This is a genomic window from Ferruginibacter paludis (genome assembly GCF_030409685.1).
Taxonomy (GTDB): Bacteria; Bacteroidota; Bacteroidia; order Chitinophagales; family Chitinophagaceae; genus Ferruginibacter; species Ferruginibacter paludis.
Genome location: NZ_JAUFQJ010000015.1, coordinates 423,619 through 445,045, shown reverse-complemented (window position 1 = coordinate 445,045; position 21,427 = coordinate 423,619). Strand labels below are relative to the sequence as shown.

Annotated in this window: 19 protein-coding genes; 5 read left to right on the top strand and 14 right to left on the bottom strand. The window is 38.6% G+C overall.

Going from position 1 to position 21,427, the window contains the following annotated elements; genetic code table 11:
• Window positions 1-44 precede the first annotated feature (44 nt).
• The 5 genes from QWZ08_RS22805 to mutY all read right to left on the bottom strand — a co-directional run bounded on the left by QWZ08_RS22805 (window position 45) and on the right by mutY (window position 4,509).
• Entirely contained in the window at window positions 45-629 is a 585-nt protein-coding gene (locus QWZ08_RS22805) for a DUF3109 family protein (RefSeq protein WP_290339901.1), read from the bottom strand.
• Window positions 630-829: 200 nt separating this feature from the next.
• A complete protein-coding gene (gldD, locus tag QWZ08_RS22800) occupies window positions 830-1,507 on the bottom strand; it encodes a gliding motility lipoprotein GldD (RefSeq protein WP_290339900.1) in 678 nt (225 codons plus the stop codon).
• Between the two features lie 45 nt (window positions 1,508-1,552).
• Window positions 1,553-2,890, bottom strand: a complete 1,338-nt coding sequence (gene gldE, locus QWZ08_RS22795; RefSeq protein ID WP_290339899.1) for a gliding motility-associated protein GldE — start codon at window positions 2,888-2,890, stop codon at window positions 1,553-1,555.
• Window positions 2,891-2,954: 64 nt separating this feature from the next.
• Window positions 2,955-3,383 (bottom strand): single-stranded DNA-binding protein, encoded by a 429-nt coding sequence (locus QWZ08_RS22790; protein ID WP_290339898.1) that lies wholly within the window; start codon window positions 3,381-3,383, stop codon window positions 2,955-2,957.
• Between the two features lie 40 nt (window positions 3,384-3,423).
• A complete protein-coding gene (gene mutY, locus QWZ08_RS22785; protein WP_290339897.1) occupies window positions 3,424-4,509 on the bottom strand; it encodes an A/G-specific adenine glycosylase in 1,086 nt (361 codons plus the stop codon).
• A 211-nt stretch (window positions 4,510-4,720) separates the two neighbouring features.
• Here mutY and QWZ08_RS22780 point away from each other — a divergent pair, with 211 nt between their 5' ends.
• The 3 genes from QWZ08_RS22780 to QWZ08_RS22770 all read left to right on the top strand — a co-directional run bounded on the left by QWZ08_RS22780 (window position 4,721) and on the right by QWZ08_RS22770 (window position 7,786).
• Window positions 4,721-5,026, top strand: a complete 306-nt coding sequence (locus tag QWZ08_RS22780; RefSeq protein WP_290339896.1) for an HU family DNA-binding protein — start codon at window positions 4,721-4,723, stop codon at window positions 5,024-5,026.
• Between the two features lie 29 nt (window positions 5,027-5,055).
• The gene (locus tag QWZ08_RS22775; protein ID WP_290339895.1) at window positions 5,056-5,910 is read left to right on the top strand and encodes a tetratricopeptide repeat protein; all 855 of its coding nucleotides are present in this window, start codon (window positions 5,056-5,058) and stop codon (window positions 5,908-5,910) included.
• A 328-nt stretch (window positions 5,911-6,238) separates the two neighbouring features.
• Window positions 6,239-7,786 carry an Rne/Rng family ribonuclease gene (locus QWZ08_RS22770; RefSeq protein ID WP_290339894.1) on the top strand — a complete coding sequence of 516 codons (1,548 nt, stop codon included), beginning with the start codon at window positions 6,239-6,241 and terminating at the stop codon, window positions 7,784-7,786.
• A 71-nt stretch (window positions 7,787-7,857) separates the two neighbouring features.
• On the opposite strand, the gene QWZ08_RS22765 is transcribed toward QWZ08_RS22770, so the two are convergent.
• The 9 genes from QWZ08_RS22765 to QWZ08_RS22725 all read right to left on the bottom strand — a co-directional run bounded on the left by QWZ08_RS22765 (window position 7,858) and on the right by QWZ08_RS22725 (window position 19,403).
• On the bottom strand, window positions 7,858-8,553 hold the full coding sequence (locus QWZ08_RS22765; protein ID WP_290339893.1) for a zinc metallopeptidase: 696 nt from the start codon (window positions 8,551-8,553) through the stop codon (window positions 7,858-7,860).
• Between the two features lie 98 nt (window positions 8,554-8,651).
• Window positions 8,652-10,286, bottom strand: a complete 1,635-nt coding sequence (locus tag QWZ08_RS22760) for a T9SS type A sorting domain-containing protein (protein WP_290339892.1) — start codon at window positions 10,284-10,286, stop codon at window positions 8,652-8,654.
• Window positions 10,287-10,661: 375 nt separating this feature from the next.
• Window positions 10,662-12,239 carry a F0F1 ATP synthase subunit alpha gene (gene atpA / locus QWZ08_RS22755; RefSeq protein WP_290339891.1) on the bottom strand — a complete coding sequence of 526 codons (1,578 nt, stop codon included), beginning with the start codon at window positions 12,237-12,239 and terminating at the stop codon, window positions 10,662-10,664.
• Between the two features lie 25 nt (window positions 12,240-12,264).
• Window positions 12,265-12,828 (bottom strand): ATP synthase F1 subunit delta, encoded by a 564-nt coding sequence (gene atpH, locus QWZ08_RS22750; RefSeq protein ID WP_290339890.1) that lies wholly within the window; start codon window positions 12,826-12,828, stop codon window positions 12,265-12,267.
• A 66-nt stretch (window positions 12,829-12,894) separates the two neighbouring features.
• On the bottom strand, window positions 12,895-13,386 hold the full coding sequence (gene atpF / locus QWZ08_RS22745) for a F0F1 ATP synthase subunit B (RefSeq protein ID WP_290339889.1): 492 nt from the start codon (window positions 13,384-13,386) through the stop codon (window positions 12,895-12,897).
• 214 nt (window positions 13,387-13,600) lie between these two features.
• Window positions 13,601-13,852, bottom strand: a complete 252-nt coding sequence (atpE, locus tag QWZ08_RS22740; protein WP_290339888.1) for an ATP synthase F0 subunit C — start codon at window positions 13,850-13,852, stop codon at window positions 13,601-13,603.
• Between the two features lie 33 nt (window positions 13,853-13,885).
• Window positions 13,886-15,007 (bottom strand): F0F1 ATP synthase subunit A, encoded by a 1,122-nt coding sequence (gene atpB, locus QWZ08_RS22735; protein WP_290339887.1) that lies wholly within the window; start codon window positions 15,005-15,007, stop codon window positions 13,886-13,888.
• Between the two features lie 281 nt (window positions 15,008-15,288).
• Window positions 15,289-17,112 carry an ABC transporter ATP-binding protein gene (locus QWZ08_RS22730; protein WP_290339886.1) on the bottom strand — a complete coding sequence of 608 codons (1,824 nt, stop codon included), beginning with the start codon at window positions 17,110-17,112 and terminating at the stop codon, window positions 15,289-15,291.
• An 80-nt stretch (window positions 17,113-17,192) separates the two neighbouring features.
• A complete protein-coding gene (locus QWZ08_RS22725; RefSeq protein ID WP_290339885.1) occupies window positions 17,193-19,403 on the bottom strand; it encodes a hypothetical protein in 2,211 nt (736 codons plus the stop codon).
• Window positions 19,404-19,576: 173 nt separating this feature from the next.
• On the opposite strand from QWZ08_RS22725, the gene QWZ08_RS22720 reads away from it, so the two are divergent.
• Window positions 19,577-20,251: a response regulator gene (locus QWZ08_RS22720; protein ID WP_290339884.1), complete on the top strand. Its 675-nt coding sequence runs from the start codon at window positions 19,577-19,579 to the stop codon at window positions 20,249-20,251.
• Window positions 20,252-20,359: 108 nt separating this feature from the next.
• A complete protein-coding gene (locus QWZ08_RS22715; protein WP_290339883.1) occupies window positions 20,360-21,412 on the top strand; it encodes a sensor histidine kinase in 1,053 nt (350 codons plus the stop codon).
• Window positions 21,413-21,427: the final 15 nt, after the last annotated feature.

Here is a 21,427-nt window from a genome sequence, read left to right as displayed (position 1 = left end):
AGAAGTAGAATTGTTGCCATTTCAGCAACGCATTTGATTGTATGTCAGGATTTGCTTTTTAGGTGTTCGGCGGTCGCTTCCAGGGTTGCATAAAATTCGGTGCCATATTTTCTTGTTAATGCGTCTTTTAAAAAAACGTACACCGGCACCTTTAATTTTTCACCCAGCGTACAGGCGGCACTGCAAAGATCTTCTCTTGGTTCATAGTTTACATATTCAGTTTGCTTATCCCTGCTTTGTTGTATTCGTATCGGAAACAGGTGGCAACTGATTGGCTTTTTCCATTGTACCTTACCATCATTATACGCCTGCTCAATGCCACATTTAACAATGCCATTTTTGTCCACAATGCCATAAACACAAACCTTGCTTTCAATGGTAGGTGTTACCCAGCCAAACTCTTTATCATAAACGTATCTTCCCTGGCGTTGCAATTCTTTTTTGCTTTCTTCCGGCAAATAGGGCAACACCGCGTCGAAGACTTCGTTTATTTTTTCCAGTTCATCTTTATTAAGCGGAGCTCCGGCGTCACCATCCACACAACAACCTCCCTTACATTTGTTGAGGTCGCAAACAAATTGTTCCTGCACAATTTCATCACTTACTAAAATATTGTCTATAGCTATCATATCAGGTGCAAAAGTAATGCAAAGGCGGTAGCAATAAAAAGCTGTTTTAAAAGTTAGATAACAGGGTAAAAAACTTTGTCCGGGCCGTAAAGCCCTGTGATACTTCATATGCGTCGCACTCTTGTGCTGCAATTTTATGGCGTCTTTTACCGAAGCGAAGCTGGGAGGCCATTTAATACAAATAACCTTGCCTGATCCTGCTATTTATTCTTCCACTTAAAAGTATTGATCATATGTTCCATATCAACCTGCAAAAAGTCCTGCACGGGCTTCAAGGAATCTGCATTTGGCGTAACGTCAAAATATAGGGCGCCCCTTATAAAATTTTTTGTTGTATCGCTCAGGAAGAATTGTTTAGCCGTAGCTGCATTGCCTCCCACTTTAAAAAATACGCCGTGTATGCCGTTGGGCGTATGTATTAAACTATCGTTGATGGAATTGGATACCACGTTGTTTTTGTTTGTAAGCGTAAAGGCATCTGCTACCATTTTGTCAAATACATTTACAGCAAACGAATCTTTATACTGGCCGTTAGGCTGTTTTATTTTGTACATGGCTTTTCCTCCTATCTCTTTATAACTCAAAAATATTCTTGCATGAAATTGTGGAAAGTCGATATTTCTCCAGTAGGAGTTTTCAGGATTGTTGTCAAAATAAGTTGTGTCCTGCATAACGGTGGCGTAAACAGGATATTCAAAACTGTAAGGAAAACCGGGCTGATTGAATTGTTGATACTGGCGGCTGGGAAGATCAATAGTGTAGTATCCTCTTTTTTTAGAAACATAAGGGGAATTGCAGGCCACAAAAAAAACGCAGGAGCAGATAATAATAAAACCAAAATGAAATCGCCTGGCAGTAAATCTCCTTCTATTTTGCATCTAAACTTATTTGTTGTTTTTCAATTTTGGGCTGGCTGCTCACCATTAAACATTGATGATTACTTTCACTTTATCAATGCGGTTTTTGTTAATTTCCAAAGGTATAAATGTAAACGCACCGCTGGACACCTCTTCATTTACCTGGGGAAATTCACCTGCAATTTCTAACACCAGGCCAGCCAGTGAATCACTGTCTCCTCTTGCATCTTCAAAAGTATCACCCGGCAGCTGCATGGCTTTGCAAACATCATTGATCATTGTTTTACCTTCAAAAATATAGGTGCTGTCATCAATCTTTTTATTGATGCTTTCCTCATCGTCAAATTCATCTTTTATTTCCCCTATAATTTCTTCCATAATATCTTCCAGTGTAACAATGCCACTAGTGCCGCCAAATTCATCCACCACCACTGCAAAGTGTATACGGCGGTTACGAAACTCCTGCAGCAGATCTTCTATCAATTTTTGTTCATGAACAAATAAAGGTGCACGCATTAAACTATGCCAGTTGTAATTTTCCACTTTACTGGCATTCACATGCGGCAATAAATCTTTGGTATGTAAAATGCCTACAATTTCGTCCAGGTTACTCTTATATACCGGCAAACGGGAATAGTGCAGCTCTTCTACTTTTTTTATCACATCTTCAAAACTGCTGTTGTGATCAATGCCACTAACGTCAAGGCGTGTTCGCATTACCTGCTTAACAGTTGTGTCTCCAAATTTTCGGATACCCTTTAAAATTTGTTTTTCTTCACTGGTCGCTTCATGCTCAGGCAGTAAGTCAATGGCATAATCAAGCTGGCTGTTGTCCAGCAGGGAAGACCGGCTAACAGAAAGTTTTCTTTCAATTCCATCACTAAACCCAACCATTCTTTTGCTGAACCGAAAAAATAAAATATTAAAAATTTCTATTACCATCGAGGCAGTAGAAGCAAACCAAATTTTATGATGATTGGCCCATACTTTCGGCAATACTTCTGCAAATAGTACAAGTAAAAACGTAACTGATAAAACCTTTATTAAAAACTTTATCCAAAAACTCAAGTCCACTACTTCCAGCCATCCATCCATCACAATATTAGAAATTAAAATGATGCCGATATTTATAAAACTATTCGCAATCAGCATTGACGCAAGCAGTGTTTTAGGCTGCTCCAGCAAATTCACGATGCGCCTGAAGGACGGCTGTTTTTTAGTTTTCAGCATATTAATATCCTTATAAGTCAGCGAGAAAAACGCTACTTCAGCACCGGCCAATAAAAAGGAAATGATAAACAATAATACAATTATAAAGATCAGCACTGCAGATGCAGCAGGAGTTATTGCCAGTAAAGGGAAATGTAAAAACCTGGTATAATCAATGAACGGATGGTAATCCAAAATGATTCAATTTTAATGAAAAATATTTAACTGCAACAATTAACTGGCTGTTGCAGCACTGTAATTAAAAAGGCAGCCTCTCCGGGCCATCGTCTATTGGCGGTATATCGCCTTCAAGCCCTTCCATTCCATCAATGTTCCCCATTGCAGCACTTCCATCATGGCGCTTATCCAGCATGATAAGATTATCGCCCACTATTTCAGTTGCAAATTTTTTATTGCCTTCTTTATCTTCCCAACTCCGGGTTTTAAGGCGACCTTCTATATAAACCAAACTTCCTTTGTGTAAATATTTTTGTGCCAGTTCGGCTAATCCCCGCCACAGTACCACGGTATGCCATTCTGTTTGCGAAATAAGTTTTCCGCTTCTGTCTTTATAAGTTTCAGTAGTAGCCAGTGAAAACTTAGCTACGCCAATATTGCCTTCCAGAAATTGCATATCTGGGTCCTTCCCTAAATTGCCAATTAACACTACCCTGTTTACCCCTCTCATGTTGTTAACTTTAATCTGTTAAGTCTTACTGCTTACTACTCTAAAACAAATTTAAAGATACATTTTTATCTTTCAAATAGGCTGTTATAAATTTCGGAAATGGAAGGGTGTTTATTTCTTCAGCCGTAAAAAGTTTATAGTCGTCCACCGCCAGTTTTTTTTCAATTATAACCTTTATAAACTGCCCCTGAATTGTTTGATGAGTTAGCAGTTGTTTATATACCGGGGATATCTGGATAATCTCAAAACTAACCGACTTGAATATTTCTTTTACTTTTTGTAACCCGGCTATTTTTTCCGGCTGTACAGGTTTATCATCCTCTATCAGAATAAATTCATATAAGTTTTCCCATATATCCTTTGCGGCGCGTTTTCTTACATACAGTTTATTCTTGTACTCCACCACCAGGTAGTAAAACCACCTTGTAGTTTTTTTAATCTTTTTTTCCTTCACTGGAAGCTGGTTTACCTGGTCATCGGTATAGGCAACGCATTTATTTTTAAGAACACATGTTGCACATAGAGGAAGTTGCGGCTTGCATATAACCGCTCCAAAATCCATCAGCGCCTGGTTGTAAATGCCGGGCTGCTGTTTATCAAGTAATTCATTTGCCAATAAGGTAAATTGCAGCTTCCCCTGTAAACTATCTGTGGCTGTTGCAATGCCAAAGTAGCGGGCTAATACTCTAAACACGTTGCCATCAACTACTGCATGTGGCAGGTTGAATGCGAAAGACGCAATTGCAGCTGCAGTATAAGGGCCGATGCCTTTCAACTGTAATATTGCTTCATATTGATCAGGAAATTGACCGTTCAATTGCTGAGAAATAAATTTTGCCGTAGCGATGATATTTTTACAACGCGTATAATACCCCAGCCCTTCCCAAAGTTTAAATACGGTTGTCTCAGGAGCTGCGGCCAATTGATGCACATCCGGAAATGTAGCGATAAAACGATTGTAATATTCCAGTCCCTGGTCTACTCTTGTCTGTTGAAGAATTATTTCACTGAGCCATATTTTATATGGATCTTTTTCCCCTTTCCATGGCATCTGTCTGGTGTTCTGCTGCCGGTTCCATTCTAAAAGGTGCTTTACAAAAAAGTGGTTGTGTCCTGTAATTGTCATTATTGTCAAATTTGATTCATTTTCGGGGGAAACTAACTATTTTTAATCTAGAAGTTATAATATTAAATATCAGTACGTTGCATGCCTTTTTAAAAAAAATTGTAGCTTTGAAAATTATTAATATTACCTGATTATCAGTTTTTAGTATTGTTTTTTACAATTTAATGTGCTATCTTTCTGATAGATAGCTATTTACAAAAATATTATCAACATGAGAAAAGCAGATCTTATTTCCGAAATTTCTGATAAAACAGGAATTCCAAAAGTGGACGTGATGGTAACGCTGGAAACAATGTTTAAGGAAATAAAGTTGTCCCTGATTGCAGGAGAAAATATTTATATCCGTGGCTTTGGCAGTTTTATTACAAAAAAAAGAGCAGCAAAAATAGGGCGTAACATAAAGAAAAATATTGCCGTAGAAATTCCCGAGCATTATATCCCCGCTTTTAAACCTGCAAAAGAATTTGTGCAGGAGGTAAAAAATAAAAATTTGCCCGATAACGAACCCTCCGTATAGCTTACCTTTGCGCCTCAATATTTTTCTCCGTGAAAAGACAGCAACTTATTCTTACAGGCGCAGGCATTGTACTGATAGCTTCGTTATTCTTTTTTGGTACAACCGTTACCAAAAAAGAAAATACTGGCATGCCCGGTCCTGCAGCATCGTCAGTCCCTCTTTTTAACTGGAACAATTACCTGCAGGCCGCAAGGCAAAAGTTGCCTGTATACCAGCAAAACTATCTAAACAATCTTGAAAATAGTGTGAAAAGAGGCGATGTAAAAGACCAGCAAATCAAGTTAAATAACCAGTTGGCTTCATTTTGGAAAGACTCGGTTCATCAAAATGATTTTTATATTTTTTACACTGCAGAAGCTGCTAAGTTGGTAAATTCTGAAAAAAACCTCACCTTTGCCGCCCGACTGACTTTAAAAGACCTGCGTAACGAGGAAGATAATGCGAAAAGGGGCTGGAAAGCAGAACAGGCGATTAGTTTATTTGAAAAGGCAATTGATTTAAATCCTAATAACGACAGCTTGCAGGTAGAGCTTGGAAGTTGTTATGTTTTTGGTAAAGGAATGGCTGGCGATGCACAATCAACCATGAAGGGGATACAGCAACTTTTGCAGGTTGTTAAAAAAGATTCTGCTAATATGGAAGCACAACTGGTGCTGGGTATTGGCGGTGTTATTTCTTCACAATACGATAAAGCCGTTGACCGTTTACTAACCGTTATTAAAACGGAGCCTGGCAATATAGAAGCCATTTCATGGCTGGCAGATGCTTACGCAGGTAAAGGCGATAAGACAAACGCTTTAAAATGGTATGAAGTAAGTAAAAAGATGGTCAATGATCCGGCTTATACCAAAGCAGTAGATGAGCGTATAAAAATGCTAAAGTAAAAAAGTACATCGAAATTTATTTTCGATTATTAAGATATCGGGATTAAATTTCGAGCATACATAAAATTATTATTCAACAAAAAAAGACTTATTATGCCTTGTGGTAAAAAAAGAAAACGTCATAAAATTGCAACGCACAAGCGTAAAAAACGTTTAAGAAAGAATCGTCATAAAAAGAAATAGTGTCTTTTTATACCTCGTGACGGCATCTCCGCCGGCACCTGTTTATCAGCAATATTTTTATGCTTGCCCTATCGGTAAATCATAAAAATATTGCTGTACATTATCCTTCCGTGTGATGTACTCGTAGCTACTTAAATGTGTTTTTTTGACAAAGGAATTAATTATAAATGCTGCACCACAGGGCGTAGAAATAGCCTTGCTGGAAGATAAAAAACTGGTGGAGTTGCACAATGAAAAAGCTGATGCCAACTTTGCTGTGGGAGACTTATATCTTGGAAAAGTTAAGAAATTAATCCCCGGATTAAATGCTGCCTTTATAGATGTAGGTTTTGAAAAAGACGCCTTTTTACATTACACTGATTTAAGCCCCTACGTAAAATCGATATTAAAATTTACCAATGTAGCCATCAACGATAAAACCGAAGCTGGTCTTGATTTTGGTAGATTTTCAGTTGAGCCTGAAATTGTAAAGACAGGTAAAATTGCGGAAGTATTAAGTGGAAGGCCTAATATATTGGTACAGATTTTAAAAGAACCCATAGCAGCAAAAGGTCCGCGCCTTAGTTGTGAATTATCTTTACCAGGCCGTTTTGTTGTGATTACACCCTTCAATGATATTATTGCGGTATCGCGTAAAATTCATTCAAGCGATGAAAGAAAAAGACTTCAGAAAATTATAGAAGCGATTAAGCCCAAAAATTTTGGTGTCATCGTTCGTACAGCGGCAGAAGGTAAGCATACTGCTGAACTACATGAAGATCTGTTATCCCTGGTAAAAACATGGCAAACAATACAGGCCAATCTTAAAGATGCTACCCCTCCTTCAAAAATATTAAGTGAACAGGGCAAAGCCAACAGTATGTTGCGTGATTTACTGAATGAAGACTTCAACCGCATTGTGGTAAATGATAAAACCATTTTTGCAGAAACTAAAAGTTACATTCAGCGCATTGCTCCTGAAAAGGCCGACATCGTGACTTTTTATAACAATGGTTCCCCCATATTTGATAGCTTTGGTATTACAAAGCAGGTAAAGGCTGCTTTTGGCAAAACTGTTAACCTGCCAAGTGGTGCATACCTCATCATTGAGCACACAGAAGCTTTACATGTAATTGATGTAAACAGTGGCTATAAAAGCGTAAGCAATAACCAGGAACAAAACGCTTTGGAAACCAACCTGGAAGCTGCAGAAGAAATTGCAAGACAGCTTCGTTTAAGGGATTTAGGCGGTATTATAGTAGTTGATTTCATTGATATGAAATTGATGGAAAATAAAAAGCGCCTTGCTGATTCAATGGAAGTATTTATGAAAACAGATCGTGCAAAACACGCTGTTTTACCAATCAGTAAATTTGGTTTGATGCAAATTACCCGGCAGCGCATGAAGCCGGAAATGAACATCAATACTTCAGAAATTTGCCCCAGCTGCAATGGAAGTGGAAAGATTTCATCTACATTGATACTGGAAGATGAAATTGAAAAGAACCTCAGCTACTTAATAATGCAAAATCACAAGGGACTTACCATTGAGGTAAATCCTATTTTGTATACATTCCTCACCAGTGGTATAATTTCCAAACGCAGAAAATGGAGCTGGAAATACAAGCAAAAAATTAAGGTAGTTTCAAAGTCAACTTATCATTTAACTGAGTTTCGCTTTTTTGATGACAGCGATGAAGAGATTAAATTATAATGCCTTCTTCCAGCTTTTCAACTTTAACTAAGTCTATCCGATCAGCTTTGCGTCTGATCAAATTTAATTGCTTAATCCCTGTTTCTGCCTGAATAAATCATGATATAATACGCCAGCATTGCAACTGATGAAACTGCTGCCACCACATAAGTCAGAGCGGCCCATTTCAATGCATCCTTTGCTTTATCATGCTCAACAGATGTAGCAAGATTTGTTCCTTCCAGCCATTTTAATGCTCTTGCAGAGGCATCAAATTCAACAGGGAGCGTTACAATTGTAAATAAGGTGGTTACCGCAAATAAAAGAATCCCTATTAATAAAATAGTCTGACTTCCGCCACCAAAACCCATCACGCCTAAACCTGCCAGAATAATCCATTGGGAAAGTGTAGTGCTTATTTGTGTTACGGGTACCAGTTTACTCCTTAGCATAAGCATAGAATAGGCTGTTGCATGTTGTACTGCGTGGCCACATTCATGCGCAGCAACAGCCGCTGCAGATATATTTCTGCCTTCAAAAACATCAGCACTCAGGTTAACCGTTTTTTTTACCGGATCGTAATGGTCAGACAAGAAGCCATCAACAGAAATCACCTGTACATCATAAATGCCATTGTCCCTTAACATTTTTTCTGCTATTTCCTTTCCGCTCAAACCACTGCTGGTAGCTACTTTGCCGTATTCAGTAAACTTACTTTTCAACTGAAATTGCACCATCATCCCGATTAACATAAAAAGCAGTGATATTGCAATAATGCCTATTGTCATACCTCAATTGATTTATATTGAAAAGTTACAGCATATTGAATAAATAACAAAAGGCAACCTTTTACAGCTGCCTTTTGTTTAATTACTTTATAAAAAGCTTATAATTTTTGCAATTTTGAATTGTAATTGATTTCGTCATTTACAATTGTTACGTAATAAATGCCTGAGCCCAAAGAAGATGGCAGATTAGTAATTACGAGTGAATTGTTACCCTTATTCAGGTTAATATTTTTACTGTAAACCAACTGACCTGAGGTATTCTGAATTTTTAAAGTTGCGAAGTTTGTTTTAGTAGTATTAATAGTAACTGTGAAATTGTTTGTGAAGGGATTAGGGAAAATATATGCACCTGTACTTGCACCCATTGAAAGGCTTACGATTGAAGAAAAAGTTTCTTTACCATCTTTATCTACTTGTTTTAAACGATAGTATACATGGTTGCTTCCCGAAGCATGATCCTGGAAACTATAATTTTTAATTGTGTTGCTGGTGCCTGCACTTTTTATTTTTGTAACACTTGTAAAATCTGCACCATCATAACTTCTGAATAATTCAAAATGATCGCTGTTCAGCTCCTGGCTTGTTTGCCAGTTTAAAGTAGTCAGCCCATTTGAATAACTTCCGGTAAATGAAGTTAACTGGATCGGTAATGCACCGCCTGTTGCAACAATCAGGGTAAAATCATTAAAATAAGTACAAACCGGATCAGTCAAACCTGATTCTGTAGGAGAAACAATTAACCTGTATTTGAACCCATTCATGTTAGCACTAACAATACCAAGAGACAATGGTAAAGAAAAAGTATTACCGGTAAATGTAGTCTGGGCGGCTGAACCAAAGTCACTGAAAGTGGCGCCGCCGTTAGTGCTTTTCTGTAATTTATACCAGGTGTTAGTATGTGTTGGGTCAGTAACCACATAATTAACGGTTACAGCATTGCCTTCCATCACAGAAGAAGGGGCATTTACTGCTATCTGCGACTGGCATACATTGATTGAGATATCGTCAATTCCCAAATCATTTCCGCTTGCAACGGATGTTGCGTTTACAACCTGCAAATCAACAAAACTTGTAGTTGCTATAAAGGAACCGCCAACTTTTACCCAGGTTGGTGTATTGGTATAAGCTATAGCTCCCGAGTTGCCGATTATTGTACCATTTACTTTAAAAGATAGATTTGGTTCAGAACCTGCATTTGCAGATGGGCTTGAAGCAGGCAATACATTTAATACCCAGGCTGAAAATTCATATGTTGTTCCAATACAAACAGGGATGTGTTTGATTTGATAAAATATAGGGCTATAAGTTGTATTAGGAGCCCCATTAACAACCATAAAGTAACCGCCGTCGCCGGTGTGTTCCGAGCCTCTCCAATCGCCCTTTAAACAATTACCGCCGGTGCTGTTTCCAATTGTCTTTACAATTGAATAAGTAAATTCAGGCAGCAAACCGTCCTTGGAAGCTGTATAATTATAATCAGAGCAGGGAATAGAATTTCCGATGGCTGAAGTACAACCGGTTAATGCATTTCCTACATTTTCAACAGGACTATATATACTTGAACCGGATTCAGCGCAGTTGGAAGCATGTGTATTAATTGTGATGGCTGGTGAACTGAACGTTCCTTTTGCACCTAACAGGTTAGGCCCTTTAACACCGGTGCATTGAGCATTGGTGATGTGGTAGCTGTATAAGCTGATAACAGTTAAAATAATTGTGTAAAACTTTTTCATCTCTTTAAGGTTTAGAATTAACTAAAATTGTAAGCGGAGATACAAAAGATAAGTGGATAGGGTTACACGGATGATTAGCCGTTAATCTTTACAGACTAAATAAAACAGCTAATAATCAGGTGCTGATTAACTAAAATAAAAAGAGGATGTGTGGTAATTTTTCTTGTGGTAATTGTGTAGGATGGGGGATCTGGCTGGGTACGATTCGTATTTCTCTGGTAAAGGTAGACAGGAAAATGAAATCAACAAATCCTTTCGTCGAAAATATGCAAAATATCGTTTTCAGTATAAAAGGCAGTGATTAGTAGCCTTGACTTACAAACAAAAAGAGTTGCCTTCGCAACTCTTTTTGTTATTTCATTAGTTTTATGCCAGTTATTTATACTGAGCAGCCAAGCCTTTTGCAAGGTCGCCCATTTTATTTAAGCCATCCTGTGGCAAATTACCTTTTTTAAATTCAGCCAATAATTCAGGCATTGTACTTTCCATTTCCATTAAAAAATGTTCTTCAAATGCTTTTACATTTTTAACAGCAACGTCTTTTATCAACCCCTGTGTACCTAAGTAAATGATAGCTACCTGCTTTTCAACAGTCATTGGAGAATATTGCAATTGCTTCAAAATTTCCACGTTACGTGCACCTTTATCAATTACGTTTTTTGTAGCCGCATCCAGGTCGCCACCAAATTTCGAAAATGCTTCCAGTTCCCTGTATAACGCCTGATCCAGCTTCAATGTACCAGCTACTTTTTTCATTGATTTAATCTGCGCATTACCACCCACACGGCTAACAGAAATACCCACGTTAATAGCCGGACGAATACCTGCATTAAATAGGTTACCTTCCAGGAATATCTGTCCGTCCGTAATAGAAATAACGTTAGTAGGAATATAGGCTGATACGTCACCGGCCTGTGTTTCAATAACAGGTAAAGCAGTTAATGAACCTCCTCCTTTTACAAGATGTTTGATAGACTCAGGCAAATCATTCATCTGCTTTGCGATATCATCTCTTGCAATTACCTTGGCAGCTCTTTCCAGTAAACGGCTATGCAGATAAAACACATCACCCGGGTAAGCCTCACGGCCTGGCGGACGACGCAATAACAACGAAACTTCACGATAAGCCACCGCCTGCTTTGACAAATCATCATAAATAATCAAAGCCGGCCTTCCGGTATCCCTGAAAAATTCACCAATCGCTGCACCCGCAAACGGAGCGTAAAATTGCAAAGGAGCAGGGTCTGAAGCTGATGCGGCAACAATCGTTGTGTATGCCATCGCGCCATTTTCTTCCAGCGTTTTCATGATACCTGCAATGGTTGAAGCCTTCTGGCCAATCGCTACATAAATACAATAAACAGGCTTACCTGCAGCATAAAATTCTTTCTGATTGATAATGGTATCAACGCAAATCGCTGTTTTACCAGTCTGACGATCACCGATTACCAACTCCCTCTGACCGCGGCCAATTGGAATCATTGCATCAATCGCTTTGATACCTGTTTGCAGTGGTTCTTTTACAGGCTCCCTGAAAATTACACCCGGTGCTTTACGCTCCAGCGGCATTTCATATAGTTCACCCTGTAAAGGTCCTTTACCGTCTATCGGTTCTCCCAACGTATTAATTACGCGGCCGCTCATGCCTTCGCCCACACGGATAGAAGCAATCTTGTTAGTACGCTTTACTTTTGCACCTTCTTTAATTTCACTGCTTTCTCCCATGAGTACCACACCCACATTGTCTTCTTCAAGGTTCAATGCAATTGCCTTTACTCCGTTTTCAAATTCCACCAATTCACCGCTGCGCACATTGTTCAGTCCGTATACACGGGCAATACCATCTCCTACCTGCAAAACAGTTCCTACTTCTTCCAAACTTGCACCAGCATTAAAATTGCTTAACTGCTGACGGAGTATTGCTGAAATCTCATCCGGTTTAATTTGTACCATAACTATTTATTTTTAAAAAGTTGTTTTATCTGAGTTTATGGATGTATTGGTTGTCCATAAATTGTTTTTTAATATCCTTCAGGTCTTTTAAAATACTGGCGTCAATTAAAGAACCTTCCATTTCCAGCATATACCCGCCAATGAGTTCTTCCTTTATGTCTGTTTCAACTTCAATATGTTGGAAGGATGTAGATGCCTTTACCTTACTAATAATTTCATTTTTCAATTCATCACTGATGGGTGCAGCAGTTGTTATCTTTAGCTGGTGAATTCCTCTTGATACATTGAACTGATCTATATACGCATTCGCAATTTCAGGTAAATTTGTTTCTCTTCCCTTGCGAACCAACAGCCTTATGAATGCGGCAGTTGTATTATTTACCCTGCCCGTTGTGATGGATTCTATAATTTTTTCTTTAGTAGCCGGCTTAATTACCGGGCTGCGCAATACCAATACAAAGTCAGGATTGCTTTTGCAAATACTTTGCACGAATTTCATATCTGTACACACATCGTCTACCTGATTTAATTCTGCTGCCAGATCAATAAGACTTTTTGCGTACCTGCCTGCTAAACGTGGGTTATTCATTGTTTACTTTATGTGCTGATTAACTGATTGCCAAACCATTTTGGCTGCCCGTTTAATAACCATTAATTAAAATTTTGCTTCGTCTGCCAATTGCTTTATGTAAGTTTCCTGCTCTGCCTTACCAGCTAATTCCCTGCGCAGAATTTTTTCACTTACTTCAATCACCAGTTTACCTACCTGGTTTTTCATGTCTGTAATAGCAGCCATCTTTTGTTCATTGATAGTCACCTGCGCATCGGCTACAATTTTAGCAGCCACTTCTTTCGCCTGTTCTTTTGCCTCGCTGATAATTTTATCCTTGGTATCCTTGGCTTCTTTCAACATAACTGCTCTTTCTTCACGTGCTTTAACCATAAAAGCTTCGTTCTCATTTTTCAACTGCGCCATTTCAAGTTTTACTTTTTCAGCAGTAGCTATTGATCCGGCAATATTTGCTTCCCTGTCGCTCAACCCCTTGATAATAGCAGGCCAGGCAAATTTTTTCAGAATAAAGAAAACGATTAAAAAAGCTAACAGTGTCCAAATTAGTAATCCCAGATCCGGTGTTAATAATTGCATTTTTTTTGCCCTCCATTCTCCCTGGGGGAGTATTTATTTATAAGATTTTATCAATTCAACTTGTCGTACCAAAGCCCCATAATAACAGGTGCTGAAGTTTTAAAATTACTGCATCCTCCGTCCTGTACTTTGGATGCAGTAAAGAGTTGTAAAGTTTTAATCAAACAGATAAAATGCAATTGCACACACCTGCTGATAAAACTTAAACACTTGCTTACAATACCATTGCAAGGAAACCAATGATGATTGCAAACAGTGCGGCACCCTCAACAAGGGCAGCTGCAAGAATCATGTTTGCACGTATGTCATTGGAGGCTTCGGGCTGGCGGGCAATGGCTTCAACAGCGCCTTTACCAATCTGGCCAATGCCGATACCTGCACCCATTGCTGCCAAACCGGCACCAACAGCACCACCTGCGTTAGCAAGCGCACCAGCACCTGCTAAAAAAACGGTCATTAAACTCATACTTCTGTTTTATATTGATTAAAAAATAAACTATTAAACTATTACCGCATCATCAGGAAGATGTTCATCTTTCGGATGCTCGCCTTCAAAAGCCTGACCAACAAAAACGGCAGTAAGCACGGTAAAAATAAAGGCCTGTAAAAATGCTACCAGTAATTCTATAAAATAGATGAATATGGTAAACGCAATCGAAACGGGAGAAGCTCCCCATCCAATTGCAGGTTGTATTTGTGCAAAAATGAAAATAAGGGAGATAAGGCAAATGATAATGATATGCCCGGCAACCATATTTGCAAATAACCTGATGATTAATGCAAAAGGTTTAATAAAAACGCTTAAAAATTCCACCAACACCAAAATCGGTTTTACAAATCCAGGCACTCCGGGTGGGTTAAAAATATGCCCCCAGTAATGGCTGTTTGAGCTGGCCAATATCACCACAAAAGAGATAACGCCCAATACTATTGTAAAAGCGATATTACCTGTTACATTAGCAGTACCTGGTATTAATCCAACCAAATTATTTATCAGTATAAAAAAGAAAACCGTAAGCAGGTAAGGTAAATATTGATTTGCTTTATGTCCCAGGTTAGGCCTTGCTACTTCATCTCTTACAAAGGAAACCAACACTTCTACAAGATTTTGCTTGCCCTTGGGTGCAGATGTAACACCCTGACCTGTACCGTAACTTTTGGCTACACTTAACATCAGCCAAACCAGCAACGTTAAAGCAAGAATCATTTGAACCACATTACGGGTTAAAGAAAAGTCATATACTTTTACCCCTTCTTCTGTGGCTTCAATTTTACCATCTTCATTTAGCTTATATCCATTCACTTCTTTATGGCCATGCTCAAATGCGGAAGACATGAAAAAAGACAGGCCTTTTTGAGGAGAGTATAAAATAACGGGTAAAGGAATTGAAACAGGGTGTTTTTGACCATCACTTCCTTCAAATTCTAAAAAATGAAATTCATGGGCATCCATGATATGACCAAATATTACCTCTTTGGCATTGAATTCACCCTTTTTCTCCGTTCCATGTTCTTCGGTGGTTTTTACTTCACCTTCCTGCGCAATAAGACTTAAGGAAGAAAACAGTAAAACTGTGCTAAAAGCCAATACCAGTATAGTTTTGAAGCGCTTAAATGCCATATAGTACCTGAAATTTGGCGCAAAGATAGGGGTTTAACAGATAAATGGCGAAGGAGAAAAGAGAAATTATTGGGTATTTTTTTACTGTGTGCACGCTGCCCTATTGTATAAAATTATATTTTTTAATTATGCTTTAAACGGTGCATCTTTTCACAAAATGTGATTACTTAAAAGGGCTGATATTATTTTTTATTAAAGCACCGGATAAAAAAATTCATAAAAAAAATGATTAATCAGGTGACGAGCAATTTTTAAAGGGATTCTCCTCTATCAGGTGACTGCTACATTTTGATGTCTGTTACTTCCTGTTTTTCGAATTGCATTTTATGCAGTTGGTAATAGAAACCCTTTTTAGCAATTAGCTCATTGTGGGAGCCGATTTCCATTATTTCACCCTTGTCCAATACAATAATTTTATTTGCTTTGCGGATGGTAGACAAACGGTGCGCAATTACAATGGAGGTTCTGCCGGCAATTAATTTATCAATTGCATGCTGAATCAGCTGCTCGCTTTCGGTATCTACAGATGAAGTGGCTTCATCCAGGATAAGTATGGCAGGATCGTATAATAAAGCCCTTACAAATGACAGCAATTGCCGCTGGCCTAAAGACAGTGTTGCTCCTCTTTCCATCACATTATAATTGTAGCCACCGGGCAGTTGCATAATAAAGTCATGTATGCCTATCATTTTGGCGGCTTCTATCACTTGTTCCATTTTGATGCTGTCATTTCGAAGGGTAACATTATCATATACGGAGCTGCTGAACAAAAACACATCCTGTAAAACCACTGCAATCCGGCTTCGCAAATAAAAAAGATCATAGGATTCGATGTTCTGCCCGTCTATTGTTATTGCTCCTTCACGGATGTGGTATAAACGGTTTACCAGGCTGATGATGGAAGTTTTGCCGCTGCCGGTATTTCCAACAATGGCGAGAGTTTCGCCTGCCTTTATGTGGAAGGAAATATTTTTGAGTACATAATCTTTATCGTTGTAGGCAAACCAAACTTTGTCAAATTCAATACTTCCCTTTATCACATTTTGCTCCATGCCTTTTGCTGAAGAATTGTCTGTTACATCCGGATTGTCTAAAATTTTAAATACTCTTTCACTTGCAATCATGCCCATTTGCAAAACATTAAACTTATCTGCAATAACTCTTAACGGACGAAACAACAGGTTTAAACACAAAATAAAAGAAGTGATTACCCCGGCAATGGCGGGCTTTTCTATGTCAGGCAAATGCAAAGATTCCCTGGCTGCCCACCACACCAAAAGACCCACGGATAGTGCAGAAACCAATTCCACCACGGGAAAAAAAACAGAATAGGCAAAGATGGATTTTACGTTAGCGTTGCGGTGTTCTTTATTGATAGCATTGAATTTTTTAAACTCCCGGTCTTCAGCGGCAAAAGCCTGTACTATTCCCATACCCGTTATATGTTCCTGAACAAAGGCGTTCAGCTGTGCTACCGCATTGCGCACACGGATGAATGACCTGTTTACACTTTCTTTAAAATAATAAGTAGCAACAATCAATGCCGGAAATGGTGCAAGACAGATCAGGGTTAATTTCCAGCTGATAAAAAGCATATAAGCAAGTACGGCAAAAATGGACAGGAGGTCAGCGATGATTGGTATCAGCCCGTCGCTGAAAATATCATTGATAGATTCAATGTCATTAATAGTTCTGGTAGTAAGTGTGCCGATAGGTGTTTTATCAAACTGGGAAAGGTTAAGGCTGATTATTTTTTTATAGGTAGTTACCCGCATGTCTTTCACCACGCTTTGTCCCAGAGACGCGGTAAAAAAAGTAAAAATAAAACGGCAAGCAGTTTCAATTAACAGCAGTACCACCTGGATAACTGTGATGCCGATTATTACCGGGCCGGCACCCTTTAAAAACCAGAAATGATTCCCCGCCTGCAACCCCCGGTTGATTGTAAGTTGTATCAGCCACGGCCTTATTGGAGAAATTACAGCTAAAAAAACGGCTAAAAAAAGCGACCAGTAAAACTTATTTTTATAGGGCGAGGCAAATTGAAATACCCTTCGAAGCAATGAAAAATTGAAAATAGTTTTTGCCTTAGCCTGTTCGCTCATTTTGCAAAGTTAATTATTCGGCCGGTGCATCATGTGCCGGTTGTGTGCTTTATTATTTAAAATGTTGCAGGTATTTGTTATTACAGTTCTGTTTTTTTATTATAGGCTTTAATAAATATGGCTCCCAGGTTGCGGTAGGGCGGCACATAATCGTCCCAACTTTCCCGCACTTCTTTATTGGGATCGGCATAGAAAACCTTGTTTAATGCTGCCCACATATCTTTCCATACGATGGTGTTACCTGAAACAAGTGCCTGGTTAAGATAATTGATGATGGGCCGGTTAATATCACCTTTGCCAATTTCTTTGGTGGATATAATGTGAGCGTCAGGGCAAATCGATAATATTTTACTGAGGTTTTTATACCCGCCGCAGGAACCCAGCACAATTATTTTTGCGCTTCCTGCCATCCTGTTTATGGTGCCTGGCAACCAGTAACTATGGCCCCTGTGAATTACGATAGACGGAACAATATCCTTTTTCTCCAAATACCGGGTTAAGTGCGCCTGGGCTGTATCATCCAAATTTTTATCGCTATCCAAAGGCAGGTTGGCGTATATCCATACCTTTTTCCTTCCCTTCAATGATTTTATTTCAACCCACTCTTTCTGCTGAATTACTTTCCATTCTTTTGTATTGAAGGAATTCATAAATCCCGAAAAATTGGCTTTCCCATCATCATCACCATAAAAAAATACCTGTTGCACAATACGACCGCTGTCATCAGCCAGGTACTTATTCTCTACTGAATAAATGGAAGGAATACCAATTTCGCTGGTAAGATCAATATTGCTGCTGTCAGCTGAAAGAAAAATTGTTTTTAACAGGCTATAAATTATTTTACCCCTGCCATTGTTATCGTTCATGCTCCGTTGTTCATTGTTGCTCACATTTTTCAAAATTGTTTGTAACAAAGCCGTGTCTTTAATACTGCTGTAACTATCGGCCACATCAACGGCATCTTCCAGGTTATTGGATTTGTCAAGATTAGCAACAAACGCTTTCATCAGCACAGTCGCTTTATCCTGGGGCATTGTTTTTAAAAAAACATCCAGCTGGTTAAAGTTGGCCGCCATCTTTATAAACTTCCTAAAGAAATCCATGTTCACACTCAGCATCAGTTCATCCCCTCTTGGCGTCGTTCCCATTTTTTGCAACAACCTGGCGAAACTATGCTTGTAACTTGAAGTATAAATGTCGTTTTCTCCCATTACAATTACATAGTACAAATCCTGTGCAGACAAAGGCTCAATTGCCTTCATCCTTATGGCCAAATTGTTTTGTTCGTGCAATTCATTGATGGGATTTATAAAATATTTAATGGCTTTTGTTTGTAACATTTCTCTTAAGCCGTTTCCACCAAACATTGCTACCGGTGTATCTTTTGCTATCAGCCTTTGCTGGTAATTGATTTCCGTTTTTACCAGTAATTTAAAATACCCCACATTGTCCATTCGCTCTTCACCATCTCCTATCAGCTTTTTTATGCTGTCGATAGATTGTTTGCCATTGATAATATCATCTAAAAAAGGAAAGTAAAACAACGCATTGGGAGTATGGCTGATTTTTACAATAGCTGTCACCAGCGGGTTGGTATTTTTCTGGATTAATTTGGCCTCGGGAGAATTTCCGGAAGAGGCATAATCATACAATTGTTTGGGATTATTTAAACTGGCCAACACCACCATGCTGTCTGCAAATGGCTCATTCACAAAGGGGCGAATGGAAGAAAGTATCTTATCCGGATTCAGCGTGCAGAACTTTAGATAAATGATTTTTTTACTTTCGTTGTAACCTTTATTTGCTTTAAATATTTCAGTATTTATTTTACCTATTTCGTACGGTGCTTCTTCAATAATGGAAGCCATACTCAGGCTGTCGATATTGGCTCTCAGAATTTTTTCGAAATTATTGATCAGCAATGGAGCAAGTACCGGATTTAGTTTATGTGCTTTCCATTCCAATCTGAAATTTAACACCACTTCCTGAACATAATTTAACTGGCGTATCTTTTCATTATTAGTAGGCACTTTACTGGTTGTTTCTATGAAATCCTGCAGACCTTTTATTTTACGGAATATCGCATCCGTTACCTGCAGATTAACTTCTTCATTGGAAGAAACCTTAATCATACCATCCAGCTTTCCGTCTGCCTTATCACATTTAACCTGCTCCTCTTTTATGCGCTCGTGGTTGCGTTGGCGCTGTATCGGTACAACAACAGAATCTGCCAAACCAAAAACATCCGAAAAGAGCACGGAAAATATAATGGGTAAAAAATATTTCTTCATAAAGACATTCAACTGCAAAGATGACTAAAAATACTTGACTCTTTTTAAAGATTGATTTTAATACGGTGCAGTGCAAAGTTACTGCATGCGGTTAACAATTTGATAATATCGGAATCCCTTGTGGCTGATGCAATATTCAGCTGATAGACTACTTTTGTGCATCGAAAAAAGGTATGAGTAATGTTAAAAAAATATTAATTGCTGATGATGAACCAGACATTCTGGAGATCATACAATTTAACCTTCAACAGGAAGGGTACGAAGTAGTAACTGCAAAAAATGGCGATGAGGCGCTTGACCAGGCTAAAAAACATCATCCAGACCTGATTATTCTGGATATTATGATGCCAGGCAAAAATGGCATTGATGTGTGCAATATTCTGCGCATGCAGCCGGCTTTTAAAGAAACATTAATCATTTTTTTGAGTGCTCTGAGCGATGAAGGTACAGAAGTACGTGGCCTGGAAACCGGCGCGGATGACTACCTGACCAAACCCATCAGCCCGAAGGTACTTACCAGTAAAGTAAATGCACTTTTCAGAAGATTAAATAAAGAAGGCAGTGATGCTGTACAACTGGGTGACCTAAAAATAGACAGGGAAAAATACATTATCAACTACCAGGGAAATGATATTATTCTGGCCCGCAAAGAATTTGAATTACTTGCTTTACTGGCCTCCAAACCAGGAAAGGTTTTTTTACGCAATGAAATATTAAACCAGGTCTGGGGAACTGAAGTTATTGTAGGCGACCGTACAATTGATGTACATATCCGTAAAATTCGTCAGAAACTTGATCTGGATTGTATTACCACCGTAAAAGGTGTCGGGTATAAATTTGAATTGTAACGCTACGGCTAGTCATGCGGATTACATGACACAACTCCCCTTCTTCTATAAAAACAGTTTAACTTACACTTGTTTAATCCCAAATATTTAAACAGGTAATTGTAAAAAATGTTTTCTACCAAAAATTTAAGTCCACAGCAACTTTCAGCTATCACCGCGTTTATAATTGCAGCTCCCATCAGCGCTGCAATTTATTATTTTCATCCTGTTTGGTATGTACCTGTTCTTTCTTTTATAATCATTTGTTTGGGCAGCTATAGAATGATTTTATTTATGGTACAACGTTTTGTTTACCGTAAAATAAAATTGATTTACAAATTGATTTACCAGACAAAAGCAAGCAAAAGAGAAGAATTTTATTATAAAAATATTTTACCTCAAAAAAGCATTGATGAAGTAAGAGAAGATGTAGAAACCTGGGCCGAACAGCGTAAGGCAGAAATTGAAGTACTTAAAAAAAACGAAGTATACCGAAAGGAATTTTTGCAAAATCTGTCGCACGAATTGAAGACTCCTATTTTTGCCATCCAGGGATATGTGGATACACTCATCAATGGAGCACTGGAAAACCCGGAAGTAAACATGAAGTTTTTAAACAGCACCTCCAGGAATATTGACAGGCTGGTAAACCTGCTGGACGATCTGGATGAAATATCTAAACTGGAACGTGGTGAACAACAACTGTACAAGGAAAATTTCGTTATACAGGAACTGGTAAAAGATGTGTATGAGTCGCTGTTGATAAAAGCAGAAAAAAAGCAGATACGCATGGTAATAAAAAAAGGTTGCGAGGTACCGCTGAGTGTATTTGCTGATAAAGAAAAAATAAGACAGGTGCTGATTAACCTGGTAGAAAACGCCATTAAATATGGCAAGCAAAATGGCACCATTGAGGCAAGTGCTTACAAGATTGATGGTAAACAAATTTTAATTGAAATTAGTGATGACGGCAACGGCATTGCTGAAGAACATCTGGACAGGATATTTGAAAGATTTTACCGCACCGATCTCGCCCGCAGCCGTAAAGTTGGTGGCAGCGGCTTAGGGCTTGCTATTTGCAAACATATCATCGAAGCCCATAACCAGGCAATGCATGTACGCAGCGCAATTGATGTAGGCACTACTTTTGGATTTACGCTCGAGTCTAAAAAAGATCAATAACTACTTACTTGAATC

Coding starts and splice junctions, on each gene's coding strand:
- QWZ08_RS22780 (WP_290339896.1), top strand. CDS start 4,721: ATGAGAAAAGCAGATCTTATTTCCGAAATTTCTGATAAAACAGGAATT.
- QWZ08_RS22760 (WP_290339892.1), bottom strand. CDS start 10,286: ATGAAAAAGTTTTACACAATTATTTTAACTGTTATCAGCTTATACAGC.
- QWZ08_RS22715 (WP_290339883.1), top strand. CDS start 20,360: ATGTTTTCTACCAAAAATTTAAGTCCACAGCAACTTTCAGCTATCACC.
- atpB (WP_290339887.1), bottom strand. CDS start 15,007: ATGGCATTTAAGCGCTTCAAAACTATACTGGTATTGGCTTTTAGCACA.
- QWZ08_RS22805 (WP_290339901.1), bottom strand. CDS start 629: ATGATAGCTATAGACAATATTTTAGTAAGTGATGAAATTGTGCAGGAA.
- QWZ08_RS22790 (WP_290339898.1), bottom strand. CDS start 3,383: ATGAGAGGGGTAAACAGGGTAGTGTTAATTGGCAATTTAGGGAAGGAC.
- atpH (WP_290339890.1), bottom strand. CDS start 12,828: ATGAATAACCCACGTTTAGCAGGCAGGTACGCAAAAAGTCTTATTGAT.
- atpE (WP_290339888.1), bottom strand. CDS start 13,852: ATGAGTTTAATGACCGTTTTTTTAGCAGGTGCTGGTGCGCTTGCTAAC.
- QWZ08_RS22725 (WP_290339885.1), bottom strand. CDS start 19,403: ATGAAGAAATATTTTTTACCCATTATATTTTCCGTGCTCTTTTCGGAT.
- atpA (WP_290339891.1), bottom strand. CDS start 12,239: ATGGTACAAATTAAACCGGATGAGATTTCAGCAATACTCCGTCAGCAG.
- gldD (WP_290339900.1), bottom strand. CDS start 1,507: ATGCAAAATAGAAGGAGATTTACTGCCAGGCGATTTCATTTTGGTTTT.
- mutY (WP_290339897.1), bottom strand. CDS start 4,509: ATGACAATTACAGGACACAACCACTTTTTTGTAAAGCACCTTTTAGAA.
- QWZ08_RS22720 (WP_290339884.1), top strand. CDS start 19,577: ATGAGTAATGTTAAAAAAATATTAATTGCTGATGATGAACCAGACATT.
- atpF (WP_290339889.1), bottom strand. CDS start 13,386: ATGCAATTATTAACACCGGATCTGGGATTACTAATTTGGACACTGTTA.
- QWZ08_RS22730 (WP_290339886.1), bottom strand. CDS start 17,112: ATGAGCGAACAGGCTAAGGCAAAAACTATTTTCAATTTTTCATTGCTT.
- QWZ08_RS22765 (WP_290339893.1), bottom strand. CDS start 8,553: ATGACAATAGGCATTATTGCAATATCACTGCTTTTTATGTTAATCGGG.